Source organism: Sorangium sp. KYC3313 (assembly GCF_052075895.1).
Lineage (GTDB): Bacteria > Myxococcota_A > Polyangia > Polyangiales > Polyangiaceae > Sorangium > Sorangium cellulosum_B.
This window is the reverse complement of record NZ_CP197255.1, coordinates 8,625,900-8,645,829: the sequence shown is the minus strand read 5'-3', so window position 1 is coordinate 8,645,829 and position 19,930 is coordinate 8,625,900. Positions and strand designations below refer to the sequence as shown.

At 70.7% G+C, this 19,930-nt stretch carries 13 protein-coding genes; 7 read left to right on the top strand and 6 right to left on the bottom strand.

Features of this window, described 5'->3' with window-relative positions:
• Window positions 1-15: 15 nt before the first annotated feature.
• The 3 genes from ACSRUE_RS32855 to ACSRUE_RS32845 all read right to left on the bottom strand — a co-directional run bounded on the left by ACSRUE_RS32855 (window position 16) and on the right by ACSRUE_RS32845 (window position 5,892).
• Window positions 16-1,629, bottom strand: a complete 1,614-nt coding sequence (locus ACSRUE_RS32855; protein ID WP_441287044.1) for an aldehyde dehydrogenase family protein — start codon at window positions 1,627-1,629, stop codon at window positions 16-18.
• Between the two features lie 100 nt (window positions 1,630-1,729).
• Window positions 1,730-3,973: a hypothetical protein gene (locus ACSRUE_RS32850; protein ID WP_441287043.1), complete on the bottom strand. Its 2,244-nt coding sequence runs from the start codon at window positions 3,971-3,973 to the stop codon at window positions 1,730-1,732.
• 98 nt (window positions 3,974-4,071) lie between these two features.
• Window positions 4,072-5,892 carry a c-type cytochrome gene (locus ACSRUE_RS32845; protein WP_441287042.1) on the bottom strand — a complete coding sequence of 607 codons (1,821 nt, stop codon included), beginning with the start codon at window positions 5,890-5,892 and terminating at the stop codon, window positions 4,072-4,074.
• Between the two features lie 437 nt (window positions 5,893-6,329).
• Between ACSRUE_RS32845 and ACSRUE_RS32840 the strand changes: the two genes are divergently transcribed.
• The 3 genes from ACSRUE_RS32840 (at window position 6,330) to ACSRUE_RS32830 (ending at window position 13,710) form a co-directional block, all read left to right on the top strand.
• Window positions 6,330-7,895, top strand: coding sequence for a TolC family protein (locus ACSRUE_RS32840; RefSeq protein ID WP_441287041.1), 1,566 nt, complete (start codon window positions 6,330-6,332; stop codon window positions 7,893-7,895).
• 173 nt (window positions 7,896-8,068) lie between these two features.
• Window positions 8,069-10,285 (top strand): sodium-translocating pyrophosphatase, encoded by a 2,217-nt coding sequence (locus ACSRUE_RS32835; RefSeq protein ID WP_441287040.1) that lies wholly within the window; start codon window positions 8,069-8,071, stop codon window positions 10,283-10,285.
• Between the two features lie 95 nt (window positions 10,286-10,380).
• A complete protein-coding gene (locus tag ACSRUE_RS32830; RefSeq protein ID WP_441287039.1) occupies window positions 10,381-13,710 on the top strand; it encodes a DEAD/DEAH box helicase in 3,330 nt (1,109 codons plus the stop codon).
• Between the two features lie 164 nt (window positions 13,711-13,874).
• Here the strand turns inward: ACSRUE_RS32830 and ACSRUE_RS32825 are convergent, their stop codons facing one another.
• The 3 genes from ACSRUE_RS32825 to ACSRUE_RS32815 are packed head-to-tail and all read right to left on the bottom strand — an operon-like array spanning window position 13,875 to window position 15,709.
• Entirely contained in the window at window positions 13,875-14,483 is a 609-nt protein-coding gene (locus ACSRUE_RS32825) for an ExbD/TolR family protein (RefSeq protein WP_441287038.1), read from the bottom strand.
• The gene (locus tag ACSRUE_RS32820) at window positions 14,480-15,043 is read right to left on the bottom strand and encodes an ExbD/TolR family protein (protein ID WP_437768156.1); all 564 of its coding nucleotides are present in this window, start codon (window positions 15,041-15,043) and stop codon (window positions 14,480-14,482) included. Before ACSRUE_RS32820 ends, ACSRUE_RS32825 begins: the two co-directional genes overlap by 4 nt.
• A gap of 3 nt (window positions 15,044-15,046) precedes the next feature.
• Window positions 15,047-15,709 carry a MotA/TolQ/ExbB proton channel family protein gene (locus ACSRUE_RS32815; RefSeq protein ID WP_272098212.1) on the bottom strand — a complete coding sequence of 221 codons (663 nt, stop codon included), beginning with the start codon at window positions 15,707-15,709 and terminating at the stop codon, window positions 15,047-15,049.
• Between the two features lie 1,010 nt (window positions 15,710-16,719).
• On the opposite strand from ACSRUE_RS32815, the gene ACSRUE_RS32810 reads away from it, so the two are divergent.
• From ACSRUE_RS32810 to ACSRUE_RS32795, 4 genes are all read left to right on the top strand, one after another.
• The gene (locus ACSRUE_RS32810; protein ID WP_231864858.1) at window positions 16,720-17,340 is read left to right on the top strand and encodes a MotA/TolQ/ExbB proton channel family protein; all 621 of its coding nucleotides are present in this window, start codon (window positions 16,720-16,722) and stop codon (window positions 17,338-17,340) included.
• Between the two features lie 226 nt (window positions 17,341-17,566).
• Window positions 17,567-18,136 (top strand): ExbD/TolR family protein, encoded by a 570-nt coding sequence (locus ACSRUE_RS32805; protein ID WP_437300011.1) that lies wholly within the window; start codon window positions 17,567-17,569, stop codon window positions 18,134-18,136.
• A gap of 15 nt (window positions 18,137-18,151) precedes the next feature.
• Complete coding sequence (locus ACSRUE_RS32800; protein ID WP_020735583.1) at window positions 18,152-18,733, top strand: ExbD/TolR family protein; 582 nt, start codon at window positions 18,152-18,154, stop codon at window positions 18,731-18,733.
• 190 nt (window positions 18,734-18,923) lie between these two features.
• A complete protein-coding gene (locus ACSRUE_RS32795) occupies window positions 18,924-19,928 on the top strand; it encodes a hypothetical protein (protein WP_441287037.1) in 1,005 nt (334 codons plus the stop codon).
• Window positions 19,929-19,930: the final 2 nt, after the last annotated feature.

The following is a 19,930-nucleotide window of genomic DNA, read 5'->3' as shown; positions in this document are numbered from 1 at the left end:
CGATGGGTCTCTGGATCAGCGACCGAGCAGGCGCCTCGCGAGCGCGGCGACGAGCTCGACGAGGGCGCTGACGCGGCCGAACCATCCGGCTCCACCGCGCGCCCGCGCCATCGCGAAGGCGACCGTCCGGAGCGCGGGCGTATAAGGGTACCACCACAGCTCGCTCTTCGCCCTGCTGCGGTCCTCGAGCAAGAAGCGCGGCCGCGTGAGCTCCGCGAGCGCGTGTGGGCTGCTCGTGACGCCGTAGCCGCTGTCTCCCGCCCCCGTCCACGGCGCGGCCGGGAGCGCGCCCGTGAAGCCGTGGTTGTTGATCGTCACCACGCCGGAGCGCAGCCGTCGCGCGAGCGCGCGGGCCCGCTCGTAGCCGCGGGTCCAGAGGCTGGTCGTGAGCGCGAAGCGGGACGCGTTGGTGCGCGCGATCGCCTCCTCGGCGTCCTTCACCACGATGATGGGGAGAACGGGGCCGAAGGTCTCCTCCCGGAGCAGCGGCGTGTCCTCGCGCTCCACCTTGAGGACCGTCGGTGGGAAGGCGAGCGAGCCCTCTTCCGGCGCGCCGCCGGCGAGGATCTCTGCCCCGCCCTCGACGGCCGCCTCGAGCTGATGGCGCACGATCTCCGCCTGCCGCGCCGTCGTCATCACGCCGACGTCGATGCCGGCCCGGAGCTGCCCCGTGAGCGCGACGATGCGCGCGATGAAGCGGTCCGCGATCGCCTGCTCGACGTAGACGCGCTCGATGGAGGCGCAGTTCTGTCCGGCGTTCGTGAAGGCGCCCCAGAGGACGCCGCGCGCGGCGCGCTCCAGATCGCAGTCGCCGAGCACGATGGCGCTGTCCTTCCCGCCGAGCTCCAGGGACGTCGGGATGAGGCGCTCGGCGCACGCGACGGCGATCTTCTTGCCGGTGGCGACGCTGCCCGTGAAGACGACGAGATCGACGCCGGCCCCGACGAGCGCGGCGCCGACGTCGCCGCCGCCCTGCGCGACGGCGAGGGCGCCGTCCGGGAGCAGCCCGTCGAACAGCGACGTGACGAGCGCGCCGGAGCGCGGCGTGACCTCGCTCGGCTTGAAGACGACGGCGTTGCCCGCGAGCAGCGCCGGCACGATCGTGCGCAGCGGGATCGCGACAGGGTAGTTCCAGGGCGTGATGAGCGCGACGACGCCGCGCGGATCCCTCTGGATGCGCCCGACCTTGCCGGGGTAGGCGAGCGGGTCGAGCGCGACGGGGGAGTCGTCGAGGAGCTCCTCGATGGACCGGGTCCAGTAGTCGATGAGATCCGCGTTCGGCAGCACTTCAGCGAGAGCGGCCTCCTCGATCGGCTTGCCGCACTCGCGGTGCACGAGCGTCGCGATCTCCTCGGCCCGCGCGAGCAGGCGCTTCTTGACGCGCGCGATGCGCTCGGCGCGCTCCCTGATCGGGACCTCGGCCCAGGCGATCTGCGCCGCCCGCGCTCCGGCGACGATCGTCGCGAGGGTGCTGAGCTCTGTCGCCGCCACGTCGTCGAGGGGCGCTCCCCCTGCCGGGCTGCGCAGCGGGAAGGGACCGGAGTTCGCTACCCTGACGGACGCCGACGACGCCGCGTCGCCAGCTGCGGCGCCGGCCTCGTGGGGAAGGGGAGTCGTCTCGGAATCCATCGGGCGCGGAGCCTAACACCGCGCTCCTGCCCCTCTGCATGGGGCATGTCGCGACCCCGAGGGAGCAGGCCCCGACCGGACCGGCCGGGGGCGCGGGTTTCTACGGAGCGGGATCAGGCGCCGGCGCGGTCTCTTCAGCGGGCGCGGGCGCAGCGCCCTCATCGTCCGGGGTGGCGGTGCCGGCGGGGCTGCCTTTCCGTTTCGTGGTGCGGTCGGGCGTCGGGCTCGCCGCGGAGGGCGTGATCGACACGACCGTTTGCTTGCGGCAACCGACGATGACCGCCTGGCCGGCGGAGAGCCACGCGGGGTTCGACGTCTTCTCCGTCGTCAGCTTGCCGAGCCGCACGTAACGCGTCCCGCAAGGCACGTCGAGCGCCTCTCCGGTGCTTCCGGCGAGCGAGCCGTTCACATACACCGACGCGCGCTCCGGTGAATTGACCATCAGGTGGCCCCGGCTCGGCGGCAGATCCTCGGCCTTGCCTGCGGCCGGCGCAGCGCTCGCCTCGGGTGCAGCGCTCGCTTCGGGCGCAGCGCTCGCTTCGGGCGCAGCGCTCGCTTCGGGCGCAGCGCTCGCTGCCGGCGTCGCGGTCTCGGCCGCGGACGGTGCAGCGGGCGCCGTCTCGGTGGGCGCGGCGGTCGGCGTCGGCGCGGTGGCCGGCGGCTGCGCGGTCGCGCCCTGGGTCGCTCCCGGAGACGTGTCGACGTTGGGGAGGGGCGCGGGCTCGGGGTCAGACACGCTGAGCCGGTACGCGACCGCTGCGCCGCCCACGAGGAGCGCCACGGCGGCGATCACGATGCCCACGCGGGAGCGCGGGCGCGGCGGCGGTCGCACGGTGATTCCGGCGTCCGCGGCGGGCCGCGCCGTGACGTGGTCGGAAGGCTTCACGTCCTTGTCGGCCGGGAGGGGCGGGTCCTTGGTGATGACCTTCGGGAGAAGGTCGCGGTCGGCCGCCTTCGGCCTGGACCTGCGATCCGCTTCGTCGCCCGCGTCTCTGGGCAGCGTTCCAGGCGACGCATCGCCGGCCTCTTCCGCGACCGATCGCGCGATGGCCTGCGCTTCGGACCGCGCGGAGCGGACCGCCGTCTCCTCGTCTTCGAGGCCCTCGGGGCGAGAACGAATGACGGTGGGCTCGTCCTCGAGCATGCCGCGGATCACGGTCGGCTCGTCGTCGACCATCTCGCGGCTGAACTCTCGCTCGGTGGCAGGCTCCCCCATCGCGCGCCGCGTGGCGACGGCGATCGGATCCGGCGCCTTGGGGGTGACCGGCTCACCAGAAGAGGACGGCCCACGGGCGGTGGCCGCCTCGAGCGTGGAGGCGTCGTCCGCGGCGGCCGACGCGGTCGTGGCGTGCACCTCCGCGCGGTCGGGCCGGGATCTGCGCTCCGCGCGCGCTTCGGCATCCGGCGCCGCCCTGCGCTCGGCCGGGAGCTTCAGCGCTGCAGCGGGCTTCTGGCCGGGTTCCGGCTCGTCGGGGAGGAGCCCTGCGAACGAGAGCTCGTTGTCGCTCTCCGCCACCTTCGGCCGCGCAGCGACGTCCTCGTGAGGGAAGAACGGCTTCGTCTCTGCGCGCGGGCTGGAGCCCCGGGCCGGGGGCACCGCCGGGCCTGCAGCGGGCGCGTCCTTGCCCAGGGCAGCTGACCTGGCCGCAGGCGCCGTGACCTTGGCCGCGGTCCTGGCTGCCTCTCTCGGCTTCGGCTCGGCCGCCTCCGCGGGAGGGCGGAAGGTCTCCTGAGCACCGGCGGGGGGGCCGGCGTCTGCCCGCGGGAGATCGAGCGAGGCGGCGGGCCTCGCGCCCGGCTTCCCGGGTGAGCTGGGAGGCGGCGCAGGGGTGCGCGCCGGCGTCGCCGTGGCCGGCTTGAAGGCCGCGGCCTTGGCCCCGCTCGCTGCGGGCGTGGCCGCCGCTGCCGTCTTCACCGGCGGCTGTTGCGGCGTCTTCGCTGGAGATTGCTGCGGTGCCTTCGCGGCCGCTGCGGGCTGCTTCGCGGCGCTGGCCGCCGCGGCCTGCGATGCCTTCGCGGCCGCCGGGCTGAAGGCGTCGATGCCACCGACGTCGTCCAGGACGGGCTCGATGGCGCGCGGCGCGGACGGTCCACTCGCGGCGACCGCGCTGGCCGCCGCTGCCGGCCGTGCTTCGTTCGCCGGCGACGTTTCCGTCGAGCTGAACCTGGGGCCGGGCGAGGCCGCGCCCGCCGTGTCGTTGGCGATGGCGCCGGGCGCCTCGCCGCGATGCGGGACGAGCTCGGCGGAGGCCGCGAGCTGCGCCCGGGTGCGAGGCGCAGCGGCGTTCCGCTGCACCCGGTGGAGGAGCGCTTCGAGGGTGGCGACTTTTTCGGCGACGTTCACGCCGCGCCAGCATATCGCGGCTCGGCGCTCGTTACATCATTCGCGGTGAAGGGGCGCGATCGGGCGGGCTCATCGGCGGAAAATCCCGCCGGAAGGGGTCAGAGGGTCTCGAGGTAGGCGACCAGATCGTCGATCTGGGCGTCCGAGAGCTGGGACGTCTTGCCGTGCCGGTCGCCGCCGCCGCAGGCGGGGTTGGTGAACCGGTCCTTCAGCGTCGGCGCGCATCCGTCGTGCATGAACGGCGCGCGCACGCCGATGCGGACCAGCGACGGCACCTGGAAAGGCTTGCCCGTACCGACGTCGAACGAGTCGTTGGTCGTGAGCTGAGCGCCCGCGTGGCAGGTCGCGCAGTCGACGGCCTTGTCGTGGAAGAGGGCCTCGCCGCGCGCGACGGCCTCCGCGTCGGGCGCCGACGACACCGGCGGGGCGGGGAGGCTGTCGATCCACCGGGCGAGGACCTTCACCCGGCGCGGCCCCTGGTGCATGCCGCCCATGCGCCGCTCGAAGACCTCGTCCATGATGGCTTCGATCCCCGACATATCGCCGTCCCAGTGGAACGGGGCCGTGTTGAGGATCCCGCCGCTGACGAACTGGGTGCGCCGCGGTCCGATGGGGTTGAAGTGCCAGGTATGGCTGTCCTCGCCTCCCTCCGGATGGCACGACGCACACGCCATCGGGCCGGCAGCGTTCCGGTGGAACATCTCGTGGCCGGTGTCCCTGCGGCTCTCCCCGGGGAGCGTGATGACCTTGGCGACGCGGTTGCCGGCGGCGTTGGGAGCCCCGAGGACCTGGATGCCCGCCGGCTCGCGGGTCTGCACCACCACGGAGCCGCCGGCGAACGCGACGGCCGTGGGCTCGCCTTCCACGACCACGCGCTGATCCGCCTCGACGCAGGTTCCTTCGGGGGCATCCATCGTCATGTTCAAGTTCGCGCGGCTGGTCATGAGGATCTCGCTCCTGCCGGCCGCGACGACCGCATACGAGAGACCGTCATCGGAAACCGCGACATCGACCGGCAGGGTCGCGGAGGGGAGGGCAGCGGCCAGGTTCGGCTGGCCGTCGGAGTCGGGTGTCCCGACCTCCGAGACCGTGCCGTGGACGACGCTCCCATCGCATCCGCCGGAGCTGTAGCCCCCCTCCACGATCTCGACGGGCGCGATCAAGGCGCGCTGGTGGACCATCGCGATACCGCCTGTCGGCAGCTTGATCGTCCGCCAGGCGACGGTCGGCGCGAACTCCTGCCCGAACAGGTTGAACTTCGGGAGCTTTTTTTGCTCCATCACGATGCCGTCCGCCCCGATGGTGAGCAGCTCGGCAGACCGGAACTTGCTGACCAGGAGCCGGTCCCCGTCCACGACCACGTCGCGCAGGTCGCGATCGAGCTTCAGGCGGCGCGTCGCCGCGCCGGGACCGGCCGGGAGCGTGACGAGCTCGCCGCCGAGGCACGCGACATGGAGCGCGTCGGTCTGCGCATCGTAGGCGACCCCCCGCGGGGCCGGGCATACGTCGCGCCGGTCGACGACCGTCCCGCTGTCCGCGTCGATGGTCACGATCGCGCCGCCGCGGCGGAGCGCGACGTGGAAGCGACCCGCGTCGTCCTCGACGACCCTGCCCGGCTCGTCGCCCTTCTGCAGGGCGATCTCCGCGGTCAGCTTCTGCGCCTGGAGATCGACGATCCAGACCCGGTCGCGATCCGGATCCGCGGCCACCGCCCGGAGGGCGCTCTTGCTCACGGCGAGCGTTCCGCCGCTGATGGCGGGCGGCGGCTCCGCCGCGACCGCGACGCTCCCAGGATCGTCGATGTCGGGGGTGTCGTCCTCACCGAGCTCCCACGGAGCGCAGGCGGCAAAGGGTGATGCGATCACAAGGATGGCGAGGAACGGGGAGAAGCTGCGGCGCGACGCAAGCAGTCTATGCATGAGGGCCTCCGGTCCGCCGCCAAGCAAGATGGCGGCCACTTCATTCGATGTTCTTCCATCCGATCGCGCGCGGCAATATGTGTTGCCGCGGAGAGAGCGACGTATTCCTGCCGTCCACAACGCGCGTGAGCGGGGTTGAGTGGCGCGTCTGGCGCGGGTCCCGTGATGCGCATCGGTGACGACGTCCCTGCTGTCGTGGCCCATTGCGGCACGGCATGACGAGCGCACCAGACCATCGGGGCCGGCGTGGTCCCGGACGGTGTCCGGCGCGGCCAGCCCATGACGCGGGCCTTGGGGCGCAAGCATCCCGTGGGCCGGGAGCGCGGGCTGCCCGGTCACCTTCGCAGACGGCGAGGCGAGCCATCGCCGAGACGCGATGCGCGGGATCGCCTGTGACTTGACGGGTGCTCTCACCGCCCATAAGTGACCGACCGGTCATGAAAAGCACCGCACCCTCGTCTCGACGCAGCATCTCGCTGGCTTCGACGCTCGCCGGGCTGCTCGCCCTCGGGCTCATCGCCTCACCGGCCGCGGGGCAGCCGGCCGCTCCCCGACCGGTGGCTCCGCAGCCGGCCACCCCGCCGCCCGCGCCGGCGCCTCCTGCCGCGGGCCAACCGCAGCCCCCGGGCGCTTCCATCGCTGCGGCCCAGCCGGCCGCGCCGAAGGCCGATCCGCTCGCCACGGCGCTCGCGCCGCAGCCGGGAGGGCTGACGCCGGACGACGTCGCGAAGGCTGCGCTGCGGACGCGCGCGTCGCTCCGCGCCAAGCAGGCCGATCTCCGCGCGGCGGCCGCGAAGGTCGACCAGGCGATGGTCAATTTCTTTCCGCGGCTCACGGTGACGGCCACCTACACCCGCCTGTCAGAGATCGAGAGAGAGCCCCCGGGGACGGATCTGCCCCCCGAGCAACAGGCCATCATGGGCGCGCTCGGGCAGTTCATGGCGCCACCGCCGCCCAACAGCTACTCGCTCACGGCGAACCTCGCCGTCCCCATCTCGGATTACGTGTTCCGCCTCTCGCAGGGATACGCCGCTGCGTCCCACGCGGAGAGCGCGAAGAAGCTCGAGCTCCAGGCGGAGACGCTGCAGGCCGCGGCCGACGCGAAGGTCGCATTCTTCAACTGGGTCCGCGTGAAGGGGCAGGTCGTCGTCGCTGGTGAGGCGGTGTCTCAGGCGAAGGCGCACGTCGAGGACGCGCGCCGCACCTTCGAGGTGGGTCTGCTCTCGCGCGCCGACGTGCTCCGGCTCGAGGCCCAGGTGGCCGGCGCGGAGCAGGTGCTCAACGAGGCGCAGGCCGCGCTCCTGGTCGCGGACGACCAGATCCGGATCGCGCTCGGCGCCGCGCAGGACAGGCCGCTCACGCTGGGGATCGACGTGATGGGCAGCGCGCCTCCGAAGCCGCCCGCCGAGGCGCTCCCGGCGCTGGTCCAGGAGGCGCTTCAGAAGCGCCTCGAGATCCGCGCGCTCGACGAGACGCAGTACTCGCTCGAGAAGGTCGAGGCGGTCACGAGGACCGGCTACTTCCCTCGCGTGGACGCGTTCGCCGATCTCACCTACGCGAACCCCAACCAGCGCGTTATTCCGACGCAGGAGAGGTTCGATCTGACGTGGGCCGCCGGCGTCCGCGCCACGTGGGTCGTCAACGACATCTTCGCCACCGCGGCCGCCTCCGCCGAGGCGAACGCCCGCACCACGCAGATCGCGGAGCAGAAGGCCGCGCTGCGCGACGCCCTCCGCCTCGAGGTGGTCTCGGCGTATTCCGAGCTGAGCAAGGCCACGAGCAGCATCGAGTCTGCAGAGCGCCAGCTCGCGGCGGCCGCGGAGTCGATGCGCGTCCGATCCGAGCTGTTCCGCGCAGGGCGGGCCACGAGCGTCGACGTGGTCGACGCCGAGGGCGAGGTGACGCGCGCGCGGCTCCAGCAGATCAACGCGCGTGTCGGCGCGCTCGTCGCGAAGACCCGGCTGGACCACGTGGTCGGACGCGACGCGAAGGACCTGAAATGACCTAGCCGCGCGCGTCTTCTTCGCTTGCGCGGCCCTCCTGGCCGGAGTAGGGAAGGCGTGCGCCGCTGCAGCGCGGGTTCCTGCGGCGCCCTTGTCGACACCGCGGCAATCACCCGCATCGTTCCTCACCGGCCGAGGCAGCGCGTCCACGTTGCGCGCCCGGTCCGCCCGTCATGACGGAGCTTGCGCTCATCCTCAGCGGCGGCCTGCTCGGGCTCGCCTTTGCGGCTTACCTCGCTCGCTGGATCATCGCACGCCCTGCGGTCGAGCCCGAGATGCAGCGCGTCGCTGCGATCATCCAGGGGGTCGCGGAGGCGTACTTTCGCCGCCAGAGCAGCGTGATCGGCGCGGTCTCCGCGATGCTCGGAGGCGCCATCTTCCTCGCTTACGGCCTCCTCCGGCGCGCCGGGGAGAACAACCCGGTGCCGGCGCTGGAGCTCGGTGTCTGGCTCACGCTCTCGTTCGCTGTCGGGGCCGCCAGCGCGGTCGCGACCGGCCGCGTCGCCACCTGGATCGCGCCCCGCACCAGCGTACGCGCCGCGAGCGGCGCCCGCCGCTCGCTCGATCTCGCCCTGCAGATCGCCCTCCGCGGCGGCGCCGTGTCGGGGCTCTTCGTCGCGAGCATGAGCCTGCTCGGCCTCGGCGGCCTGTTCGCCGCGGTCCTCGCGTTCCGTGGCGGCCTCGGCGCCGAGCCGGCCGAGGCGCTCGCGCTCGCCCCGACCATCCCCTGGGTCATCGCCGGTTACCCGCTCGGCGCCTCCTTCGCCGCCCTGATGGCGCAGCTCGGCGGCGGCACCTTCTCCAAGGCGGCCGACCTCGGCGCGGACCTCGCCGGCGCGGAGGTCGGGCTCGACGAGGACGACCTCCAGAACCCGGCCACGATCGTCGACCTGGCAGGCGATACCGTCGGCGACTGCGCCGGGCGCGCGGCCGGCGTCTTCGCCTCCACCGTCACCGAGAACGCGGGCGCCATGGTGGTCGGCGCGATGCTCTTCCGCAACAACGTCGGGCTCCCGAGCGCCCTCGCCGTCGTGCTCTTCCCGCTCGTCAGCCGCGCGTTCGGCCTCATCGCGACGCTCTTCGGCGTGATGGTCGTCAAGACCGACGACCGCGAGGACGCCTTCAACGCCCTCGTGCGAGGGCTCTACGTCACGGCCACCCTCCACGCAGTCGGCATCGCCGGGGCCGCCAAGTGGCTGCTCGGCGCCCACTGGGTCATCTTCTTCGCCTGCGGCGTCATCGGCATCGTCACCGGCATCGGCGTGCTGCACGTCACGCAGTACTACACGGAGCAGCGGCACCGCCCGGTGCGCGAGCTCGCCGAGGCGGCCCGCAGCGGCTCCGCGATGGTGGTGCTGCGCGGGCTCGCCATCGGTCTCGAGAGCTCGGTGCTCCCGCTCCTGGTCGTCGTCGGCGCCACCTTCGGCTCCTACCTGCTCGGCGCGCGCTCCGGGCTCGCCGGGGGCGGCCTGTTCGGCACCGCGGTCGCGACGATGGGGATGCTGGGCACCTCGGGGTACGTCCTCGCCATGGATGCGTTCGGCCCCATCGTGGACAACGCGGGCGGCATCGTCGCCGTGACCGTCGCCCGCGAGCGGCCGGACGTGCGTGGCCGCACCCTCGTGCTCGATGCCGTCGGCAACACGACCAAGGCGCTCACGAAGGCGTACACGGCCGGCGTGGCCGCGCTCGCCTCGCTGCTGCTCGTCGCTGGCTACCTCGATGAGTCCCGGCGCCGCGCGCTGACGTCGAGCGCGCCGATCCGCGGCGAGACGACCGCGATGGTCCTGCGCCTCGACCGGCCCGAGGTCTATCTCGGCGCCCTGGTCGGGATCCTCCTTGTCTTCTGGCTGGCCGGCCGCTGCATCCGCAACGTCCTCCAGGCGGGCCGACGCGTCCTCGACGAGGTGAGGCGCCAGGCCCGCGCCCGCCCGCCGGGTTTCGTCGGCGACCACGAGCCCTGCGTCGAGATGGTCTCTCGGGCAGCGCTGCGCCACATGATCGCGCCGGCCCTCGTCTCCGCGGTGGTGCCCGTCGTCGTGGGACTTGCCTTGCGCTTTGCAAGGACGGAAGATAATCCTCTGGTCGCGGCCGATTCAGTCGCGGCCTTGATCATGGCCGGGACGGTCGCAGGCGTCCTCGGGTCGCTCTTCTTGGGGAATACCGGGGCGATCTGGGACAATGCGAGGCAGTACATCGCGACCGGCGCGCACGGTGGGCGCTACCTTGTCGACGAGACGGGGGCGCGGGCGGACAACCCCACCTATGGTGCCGCCGTCGTCGGCGACACGATCGGCGATCCGCTCAAGGACGTGGCCGGCCCCGCGATCCACGTGCTCATCAAGATGCTCCCCGCCGTGATCATCGTGTTCTTGCCGTTCTTCATCTGATGCCGGTTCTTCACCCAGCGGGATTTGCCAAGAGATCCCGTTCACCCGACCCATCCCGGCGAATTGCCGCCGCACCCGTATCCCGAGCCCACGACGTGCCGCCTCCGATCTCCGACGCACTCTCCACCCTCAGCGATCGTGGCCTGCGAAGGCTGCTTGGCGCCCGCACCTTCCTCCGCGGGCTGGAGTACTTCCGCCGCCGTGTCGTCGAGGACATCTCCATCAACGAGACGATGGCGAGCGGCACCGTCCGCGCCGCCGACTCAGAGCCGTATCCGGTCAAGGTCGAGCTATCGCCCGATGGCATCCAGTCGCAATGTTCCTGTCCGGCGTTCCAGAAGGCCGGGCAGCACTGCAAGCACGTCGCGGCGCTGCTCATCAGCATCCGCGACCAGGCGCGCGGCGCGCAGCCGCGGCGCGAGCCGCCGATCCCGGCGCTCGTCCCGCAGACCGCCCACGCCGGCGGTGACGCCCTGAAGCGCGTGCGCCGTCGCGACCGCCGCGGGCGCCTGGCGATCACGCCGGCGGCGCCCGTCCCGACCGTCGTCGGCTCCCACGGGCCGCCGGGCTCACCCGTCGCCCTCGCGGCGCCGATCCTGGACGCGACGGCCAAGCAGACCGGGATCGGCGCCTGGCTTCCGCCCGAGGGCGTCACCGGGGCACGGCGCGTGGAGTTCCGCCTCCACGTGCGGCAAGGGGCGCTGACCGTCACCGTCCTCGACGCCGAGGCGCGCGTCCCGGTGCTGCCCTCCGCGGCGCTCGCCTGGCAGGCGCTCTATCCGACGCCGGATCGCGACGCGCTCCGGCTGCTCGCCCGGTTCGAGAGCGGCAACCCGCGCCACCCGGCCGTCGACATCCGCGGCGAGGACGTGGCCGAGCTGCTCCCGCTGCTCGAGGGCCAGCGCGTGCTGCTCGAGCCGGCCCTGATGCAGCTCCGCTTCGGCGACGACAGCCTGCGGCCGCGCTTCGATCTCGAGACCGTCGGTGGCGACACCATCATCGTGAAGACGAGCTTCGAGCGGGGGAACGACAAGCGCCGCTTCTCGCTGCTGCAGGGCGGGTGGTTCGAGGGCTGGCCGGGCTGGCACATCGACACGCAGGAGGGGCTCGCGCGCCGCATCGACAAGCGCGTCTCCCCCGCGGCGATGCGCCGCCTGCTCCGCTCGCCGACCATCGGCGAGCCGATGAGCGAGCTGGCCCGCATCATCATGCAGGGGCTGCCCAAGATCGCGCTCGAGGTCGGCGCGGAGCTGCCCGACCTGAACCAGATCGCCGAGGTCGTCGATCTCGTGCCCACGTTCCGCATGCGCGCGGGCGGCTCGCTCATCGAGGCGCGCGTCACGCTGACCGCCGCCTACGGCGACGCCGAGGTCGCGGTGCGCGCCGACGGCATGTCGCCCCCGGTGCTCGTGCAGCCGCCCGAGGAGGGGATGAAGCGCGCCCGCTGCATCCGCGTGGACATCGCCGCGCAGCAGGAGGCGGCGAGCAAGCTGCTCGCCCTCGGGCTCAAGCCGGACGAGACGGGCCAGGGCTTCATCGCGAACGGCGACCAGGCGCTCACCTTCTGGACCGAGGGGCTCGCCGAGCTCCCCGACGACTGGGACCTCTTCGTCCCCGAGGATCTCGTCGACACGCAGGTGCGCGGCAGGCCGATCGGCGTCTTCGCCAAGGTCACCTCGGGGATGGACTGGCTGAACGTCAAGCTCAGCTTCGAGAGCGAGGGCGTCGGCGTCGATCGCGACGAGCTGCGCCGCTGTCTCGCCGAGGGCAAGCGCTACGTCCGCCTCGAGGACGGGTCGTTCGCCGCGTTCGACCCCGACGCCGTGCGCGCGATGCTCGATCGTGAGGTCGAGCTGATGATGGCGGCCGGCAAGAACGGCCGGCTGCCGCTCGCGCAGGCCGGGCGGGTGCACGAGCTCCTCCAGCACGCGAGCGGATCGAACGTGACCGCCTCCGCGCGCGAGCTGTTCCAGAAGCTCAGCAACATCGACGAGATCGGCAGCACCAAGCGGCCCAGGAACCTGAAGGCGACGCTCCGTCCCTACCAGGAGGCCGGCCTCTCGTGGCTCAAGTTCATCCATGACATCGGCTCGGGCGGCGTGCTCGCCGACGACATGGGCCTCGGCAAGACGGTCCAGACGCTCGCCCTCCTGCTCGCCGTCAAGCAGGAGGAGAAGCACATGCGCGCGCTGATCGTCGCCCCGACGAGCGTCGTCACGAACTGGGAGCGCGAGCTCGCCCGGTTCGCGCCCTCGCTGTCGGTCGCCCTCTGGCACGGCGCCGATCGCAAGGATCAGATCGACGAGGTGAAGGCCGCGGAGGTGGTGATCACGAGCTATGCGCTCCTCCGTCGCGACGAGGATTTCCTCGCGCAGCTCGACCTGAGCTACGCCATCCTCGACGAGGCGCAGCACATCAAGAACCCGATGAGCGCCACCGCCGCGGCGGCCAAGCGGCTCCGCGCGAAGCGCCGGCTCGCGCTGACGGGCACGCCCATCGAGAACCGGCTCTCGGAGATCTGGTCCATCTTCGACTTCGTCTCGCCGGGCCTGCTCGGCTCGCTCGACAAGTTCGAGGCCCGCTTCTCGCGCCCGATCGAGGCGGGCGACTACAAGACCGCGCAGCGGCTCCGCGCCGCCATCCACCCGTTCATCCTGCGCCGCACGAAGCAGGAGGTCGCCAAGGATCTTCCCGAGAAGATCGAGATGGATCAGATCTGCGATCTCACCGGCGAGCAGCGGGCGCTCTACATGCAGGTCGCGCGCGAGGTGCGGGCGCAGGTTCTCGGCGAGGTCGAGCGCGTCGGCCTCGCGAAGAGCCAGCTGCAGATCCTCGCCGGCCTCACCCGCCTCCGGCAGGCGGCCTGCGACCCGCGGCTGCTCGGCTTGCCGCGGGAGTTCGGCGACGACGACTCGGGCAAGCTCGTCGCGGTCCGGGAGCTCATCTCGAACGCCGTCGAGGGCGGGCACAAGGTCCTCGTCTTCAGCCAGTTCGTGATGATGCTGAGGCTCATCGAGAAGGCGATGAAGGAGGATGGTGTCGCCTACGAGTACCTCGACGGCTCCACGAAGGACCGGGCGGAGCGCGTCGAGCGCTTCCAGAGCGATCCGAGCGTGCCGGTCTTCCTCATCAGCCTCAAGGCGGGCGGCACGGGCCTGAACCTCACCGCGGCCGACACGGTCATCCACTTCGATCCGTGGTGGAACCCGGCGGTCGAGCAGCAGGCCACCGACCGCGCCCACCGCATCGGGCAGACGAAGGTGGTGACGGCCTATCGGCTCATCGCGGAGGGGACGATCGAGGAGAAGATCCTGCTGCTCAAGGACAAGAAGCGCCAGCTCGTCGCCTCCGTCCTCAGCGAGGACGCGGGCGGCGCGAAGAAGCTCACCAAGGCCGACCTGGAAGAGCTGTTCGCGGTGGACTGAAAGGGCGACGGCGCGCAGGGGGAGCGCGCCGGTCGGGGAGCACCGGCCGATTCATGAGGGCGCGCAGGGGAGCGCGCCCTCACTGGGGGGCACGGGTAGATCCATGCTGGTGCTCGGCGTGGCCCTCGCGGGGCCTTCCGGCACCGCAAGGGCGGGGGAGGGGGCTACGGCTTGCGGCCGCCGCTCAGGACCATCAGGTGGTACTTGCCGAACTCGCTCTGCCCCAGGGTGAACAGGACCTCGATCAGGAGGCGGTACGGCGTGGTTGCGTCGGCGACGATGATCGCCTCCGACGACGACGGATCGAGCCCTTTCGCTGCGCGAATGGCCTTGTCCGTCTCGCGCGCGTGGGATAGCGCGTTCGCCAGCGGCACGATGTAGAGATCGTTCGGGCCGCTGCGCTTGTATTTGGCGTCGACGCCCGACTGCGCGAGCTGCTCGCGGTTGGGCAGCACGACGATCGGGGTCGGATCCTCGCCGACCAGGATCTGCGACTTCGAGACGATGACGACGACACCCTCCTGGGAGGGCTCGGCCTGCATCACCGACTTCGGCAGGGTGAGGTCCTTCGACTGCGGGATGGATGCCGCCGACGATCCCACGCTCTTCAGCAAGAAGACGAGGATGATCGTCATCAGGTCGAGCATCGCCGTGATGTTCAGGAAGTCGATCTCGGGCTCCCGCCGGTTCCTTCGGATCGCCTTCCGGAGGGCCGCTTTGTAGCGGACGACGCTCGCCCTCGGCCGCGGGGCAGGTCGCTGCTCGGCGCTCATCGGGCCACCCCGAAGTGGACCTCCGGGAACAGCACCTCCCCGTCGTCGCTCCTCAGCGCATCCATGACGTCGATGATCGTCTTGTAGTCGATGCCCGGGTTCGCCGTGATCGTCACCTGCGTCTCCTCTTTGAACTCGGGGCGGGCGTTCTTGAGGCGCTTCGCGCACGCCGTGAGCGCGGGGTAGTCATAGCTGTCGTTCGCCTTCGGCACCGTGACCCCGCCGCCCACGTCCTGGCAGCCGGTCGCGATGTTGCCGCTCGACGTCTTCAGCGAGATCCCCTGGCTGGTGATGAACGCGGAGAGGTTCAACGCCTTGCTCGAGAGCTCGCTGCGCACCTTGCCGCCGCCGATGGATGGCGGGGTCGTGTCGATCGACGACACGAATGTCACCGACACGCTGGCGAGCACGAAGATGAGGATGTTCGTGATGATGTCGAGGTACGGAACGACGTTGAGCTCGCCGGCCTCCTCCCCGGCATCGGGCTCCTTGGGCTGCGATAGGCGCCGGATCTTCGATCGCTGCGCCGAGCTGAGCGGGACGTCTTGCGGGTCCGCCATGGGCTAGTAGCCGGGCTTGCTGCTGATCGTGAGCAGGTTGAAGACGCGCTCGGTCGTCGACTCGAGATCGTGCTGGATGTTCTTGGAGCGGGTGTGGAGCAGCACGTGCGCGATCATGCACACGACCGCGATGGCGAGGCCGAACGCCGTGTTGTACATGGCCTCCGCGATGCCGTTCGAGAGCATCCGCTGCTTGTCGGCCTGCGAGAGGCCCTGGGCGGCGATGGAGGCGAACGTGTTGATCAGGCCGGAGACCGTCCCGATGAGGCCGATCAGCGTCGCGATGTTCGCGAGCGACCACAGGGCGCCGATGCGCTTCTCCACGGCCGGCTTCAGCTCGGACAGCTTCTCGCTGAGGGCGGCGTCGATCTCGTCGGCCCCCTTGTTCGCGTGGGTCAGGCCGGCCTTGACGAGCTGCAGGATCGGGTAGTCGCTCGCGTCGCAGAGCTTGATCGCGCGGTCGATGTTGCCGGCCGCCACCAGCTTCTTGACCTGCGCGAAGAACTCCTTGGAGTTCACGCGGTAGCGTCCCAGCTGGAACGCGGTTCGTTCGATGATGATGGTCACCACGACCGCGGAGACGACCAGGTTCGCGATCAGGAAGGTCGGATTGTGCTTGATGGCCTCCCACATCCCACCTTCGCCACCACCCTCGGCCGCCAACATCAGCAGATGACGCATCCTCGAAGTCCCTTTCTCAGCGTCGTCAGAAGCCCGACAATCTCCAGGCGCGGCGACTATAACTGCCGCCCGATCCCGTGTGCAAGCTCGGCGATGCCGGCGCGCCCCGAGCCGCGAGGCCGAGATCGCCGAAAATCGCCGCAAGAACCAGCGTGTCTCACGGCGAGCTCGCCCCGGCCGCGCGGAGGGGCGCCGTCCGCGCCGAGGCCGGACAGGTAAGTCCGGAGACCCCTGAGTCGCTCCGGCTGCCGGCGCCTGAGCGGGCTACCGTGCTCTGCCATCGCCGCGTCGTCCGGGCGGATGAGCCGCTGCGCTCGCTCCCGGGTGACGCGGCGCGCACTGCCGCGGCGCGCGGTCGGGCCGGCGGTGGTCATGCGAGCGCTGCGCCCCCTGAAATTCGCGGCATTGCCGCTGGTCGGCCCGCATCGCTCCCGGCCGATCATGACATAACCCCGCGATTGTTGTAAAGTTTTGCCCGTATCAGAGCGCTCACGTGTGGCCAAATCTCTCTTGACGGCGCCGGGTCTCAATCGCGAAGATGCGCGAGTCCCCCGGGCGCGTCGGCGTAGCTCGGCCACAAGGCGGCACGCTCTGCGGTGAACGGGGAGCCGCGCCCAGAGCCATGAAAGGGCCCCTGGCGCGACGACGCGAAGTCAGTCTTGGACGACAGGTGGGAGAGCTGGGACGGCGCCGCGCGCCGGCACCAGAAGAGACGATCAGGACTCTTGCAGAGGTCGGCGCCGCTCGGCTAGCGTCCCGTGGGCATCTCGCCAGAGAGCGACAGCAGCACGCCGTCCACGGCCAGCGCCGCCAAGCAAAATAGGCCTCTCATCCGTCTTTACGTGTGAGTGAAAGACTGCCGCCCCTCGGCAACACGAGTCTGACAAAGGGAACCGATCGAGTTGCGCGAAACCTCATCCCGGGGACGCGAGGCGAACTGGAGGACAGAAGCAATGCACGGAGCGTATGAAGCTTTCAAAGAGGGTGGGTGGGGTATGTGGCCCATCCTGTTCTGGTCGATCCTCACGATCGGCATCATCGTCGAACGCGCCCTCTACCTGTTCGGCTCGTCCATCAACAAGGACGTCTTTCTCGCCACCATGCAGAAGTGCATCCTGGCGGGTGACGTTGCCAAGGCCGTGAAGATGTGTTCGGCGGCGAACGCCCCGCTCGCCCGCATCGTCCAGGCCGGCCTTGTCAAGGTGAACCGTCCCGACGAGGAGGTCCAGGCGGCGATGGACGAGGCGGCTCTCCGCGAGCTGCCGAAGATCTCGGCGCGCACCTCGTACCTCGCGCTGCTCGCGAACCTCGCGATGCTCTCCGGCCTCCTCGGGACCGTGACGGGCCTCATCAAGTCGTTCGGCTCCGTCGCCGGCGAGTCGGTCGACCCCAGCCAGAAGGCCCGCGTGCTCGCGCTCGGGATCTCCGAGGCCATGAACTGCACCGCCTTCGGCCTCGGCGTGGCCATCATCGGCCTCATCGGCTTCGCCGTGCTGAACGGCAAGACGCAGCACATCGAGGACGACATCAACGAGGCGTCGGTGCAGATCCTCAACCTCGTCGTCGCGAACCGTCAGAAGGTGAATGTCGCAGCAGTGGGTCAGGCGGCTGCCTGATGGTCCTCGGCGGGCCCGGGTCGTCGAGCGCCCTCCGCGCGCGATGTCGCCTGGGCCCGCTCTCGTGCCTCGAAGCCCCGGACGGCGGCTTCCGCCGCCGGGGCCCCGGGAACTTCGGAAGAGCGACGAAGTCAGACCCAGCATGGTGCCCCACCGCGAGCTGCGGGCAGGGCGTTCCCCGGAACAACTTGGATAGGTGAGCTCAGGCTCACGTTGGGAAGGCAATATGGGCGGCGTAGACGTCGGCGACGGTGGTGGCAAGAAGCGGTCGACGAACAGCGATATCAACATGATCCCGTTCATCGACCTGCTGATGGTCACGATTGCATTCCTGTTGATCACGGCGGTCTGGGTCACCAACTCGCGCATGAACGCGGACGCCCAGGTCCCTGGCCCTCCGGACCCGAACAAGGAGCTCACCCCGCAGACGCCGGAGAAGGTGCTGAACCTCCACATCGGCGAGAGCGAGTTCGGGCTCGTGTGGAAGCAGGGCGCGACGGTGGTCAACGAGGTCAAGGTGAACAAGTCGCCCGTCGAGATCGGCGACGCGAGCTCGAAGATCGTCCGCTACCCCGAGCTGGCGAAGCGGATCGAGGAGGAGTGGAAGACCCACGGCGGCCACCGGGATCCGAGCGACAAGAAGCTCGACCAGGCCATCCTCCACACCGACAACCGGACGCCCTTCAAGGAGATCGTCGCGGTGCTCGACGCGCTCTACGCGCCCAAGCGCGAGATGCGGCTGCCCGATGGGAACAAGCAGGTCCCCGTGTTCAACATGACGTTCTCGGTCCGCTGAGGCAGGAGCGCGCACATGGATAGGTTCAATCCGAAGCACCACAAGAACCCCCACGCCCACGTGATCCACCAGCCGGGCCGCCGGCTGATGAAGGGCGTGCCGCTCCGGTTCGTGTGGAACAAGGTGTCCGGACACGGCGCTCGCAGCCCGAACGCGGGGCTCAACCTCGTGAGCTTCATCGACTTCCTCGTCGTGACCGTGATCTTCCTCCTGATGTCCTTCTCGGCGTCAGGCGAGATCGCCGTCGACAAGAACGTCAAGCTCCCGAAGGCGGAGAACGTCGAGGACGTCATCGACGCGCCGATGGTCGCCGTGAACGGCAACCAGATCCTCGTCGACGGCGCCCTGGCCGGGTCGACCCGCGCGATCGAGGAGCTCGGGCGGCTTCAGAAGATCGACGAGCTCTTCAACCTGCTCAAGAACAAGCGCGAGCTGTGGAAGCAGGTGCAGCCGAACAAGCCGTTCCCCGGCGTGTGCATCCTCCAGGTCGATCAGAACGTGCCCGCGCTGGTCGTGAAGAGCGTGTTCCAGACGGCGGCGTTCGCCGGTTACCCGAACGTCAGCTTCATGGTCAGCAAGCTCCCGAAGTCGCAGTGATCCCCGCTTCTTGACCTATCGAGCACAGAAGGATGGGGTACGCCGGGCGACTCCCGGCGGCCTCGGTCACCATGGAACGTGGTGGCTCCAGCGGCGCGCTCGGCGCGGTCTTCCCCTCTACGCGGCTCGTGTGGAGGAGGCTGCCTTGCTCGGGTGATCGGGCTGGGGCCTCCTGCGTGGAGCCTCTGCTATGTCCTCTGAACAGCCGCCCCGCGAGCGCGGCCTGCCGTCGGTCTACAAGGCGCGCGAGGCGCGCTCCAAGATGCGCTGGCCCCCGGCGAAGTTCTGGGGTTACACGGCCCTCGTCCTGGCGGTCTCGGCGATCCTCCACTGGAAGTGGTCCCAGGGGCAGATGGAGAGCGCGCGCCAGAAGCTGATGGCGCGCCAGCGCGCGGTCGCCGTCGAGCTCGGCCCGCGCTGGTTCCCCATGCGCGAGCGCGTGGAGGGCTGGACGCTCGATCTGGCGCGGAGCGCCGGCGCCGATCTCGTGGATCGGGAGGCGCTCAAGACGTGGAATTTCCGTGAGCTTGCGGGTATTTACCTGCGCCTCCGGGTGGACGAGGCCACGGGCGTCGATGCCGTCCGGAAGAACGCGCAGCAGTCGCTGCGCGACGCGTTCACTGCATGTCTCTTGCGTGTGCCGAACCCGAACCCGCTGGCCGGCGCGGAGTGCAAGCGCACGCGGGACTGCCCGACGGGCGAGTACTGCAACGAGGCGGAGCGCTGCTCCAGGCCCGCGCAGCCCTTCAACCTGCGCGTCGCCTACAGGACGATGCACGTCCTCTCGGACGAGTGGGTGCGTGACGCACAGGATGCCTCGAGCGAGCTCCGCTTGCGGCTGCTGGAGTCCAGCTTCGAGGACACGATGCGCGACGATGTTCCGCTCGCGGCGGAGCTCCTCACGCGGGCGCAGTATTACCTCCTCGTCCTCGACGAGCCGGCCGAGGGAGCGGCGAGCACCGAGGCGTTGCTCGGGGTGCCGCACATGGCGCGGGTCGGGGTGTGGCGGCTGTCGGACGGCAAGCCCATCCTGCGGGTGCGCCGCGAAGCGAGCGGCAATCTCATCGGGGGGACGCCCTCGGTCGAGGGGAGCGTGCTCGATGCGCGGCAGCGGCAGGCGAACAGCTGCGCGCTCGCGCTCGCCGTGCGCGAAGCGATGGGCGACACCACGGCCGCGGTCACCGAGCCGCAGTGAGG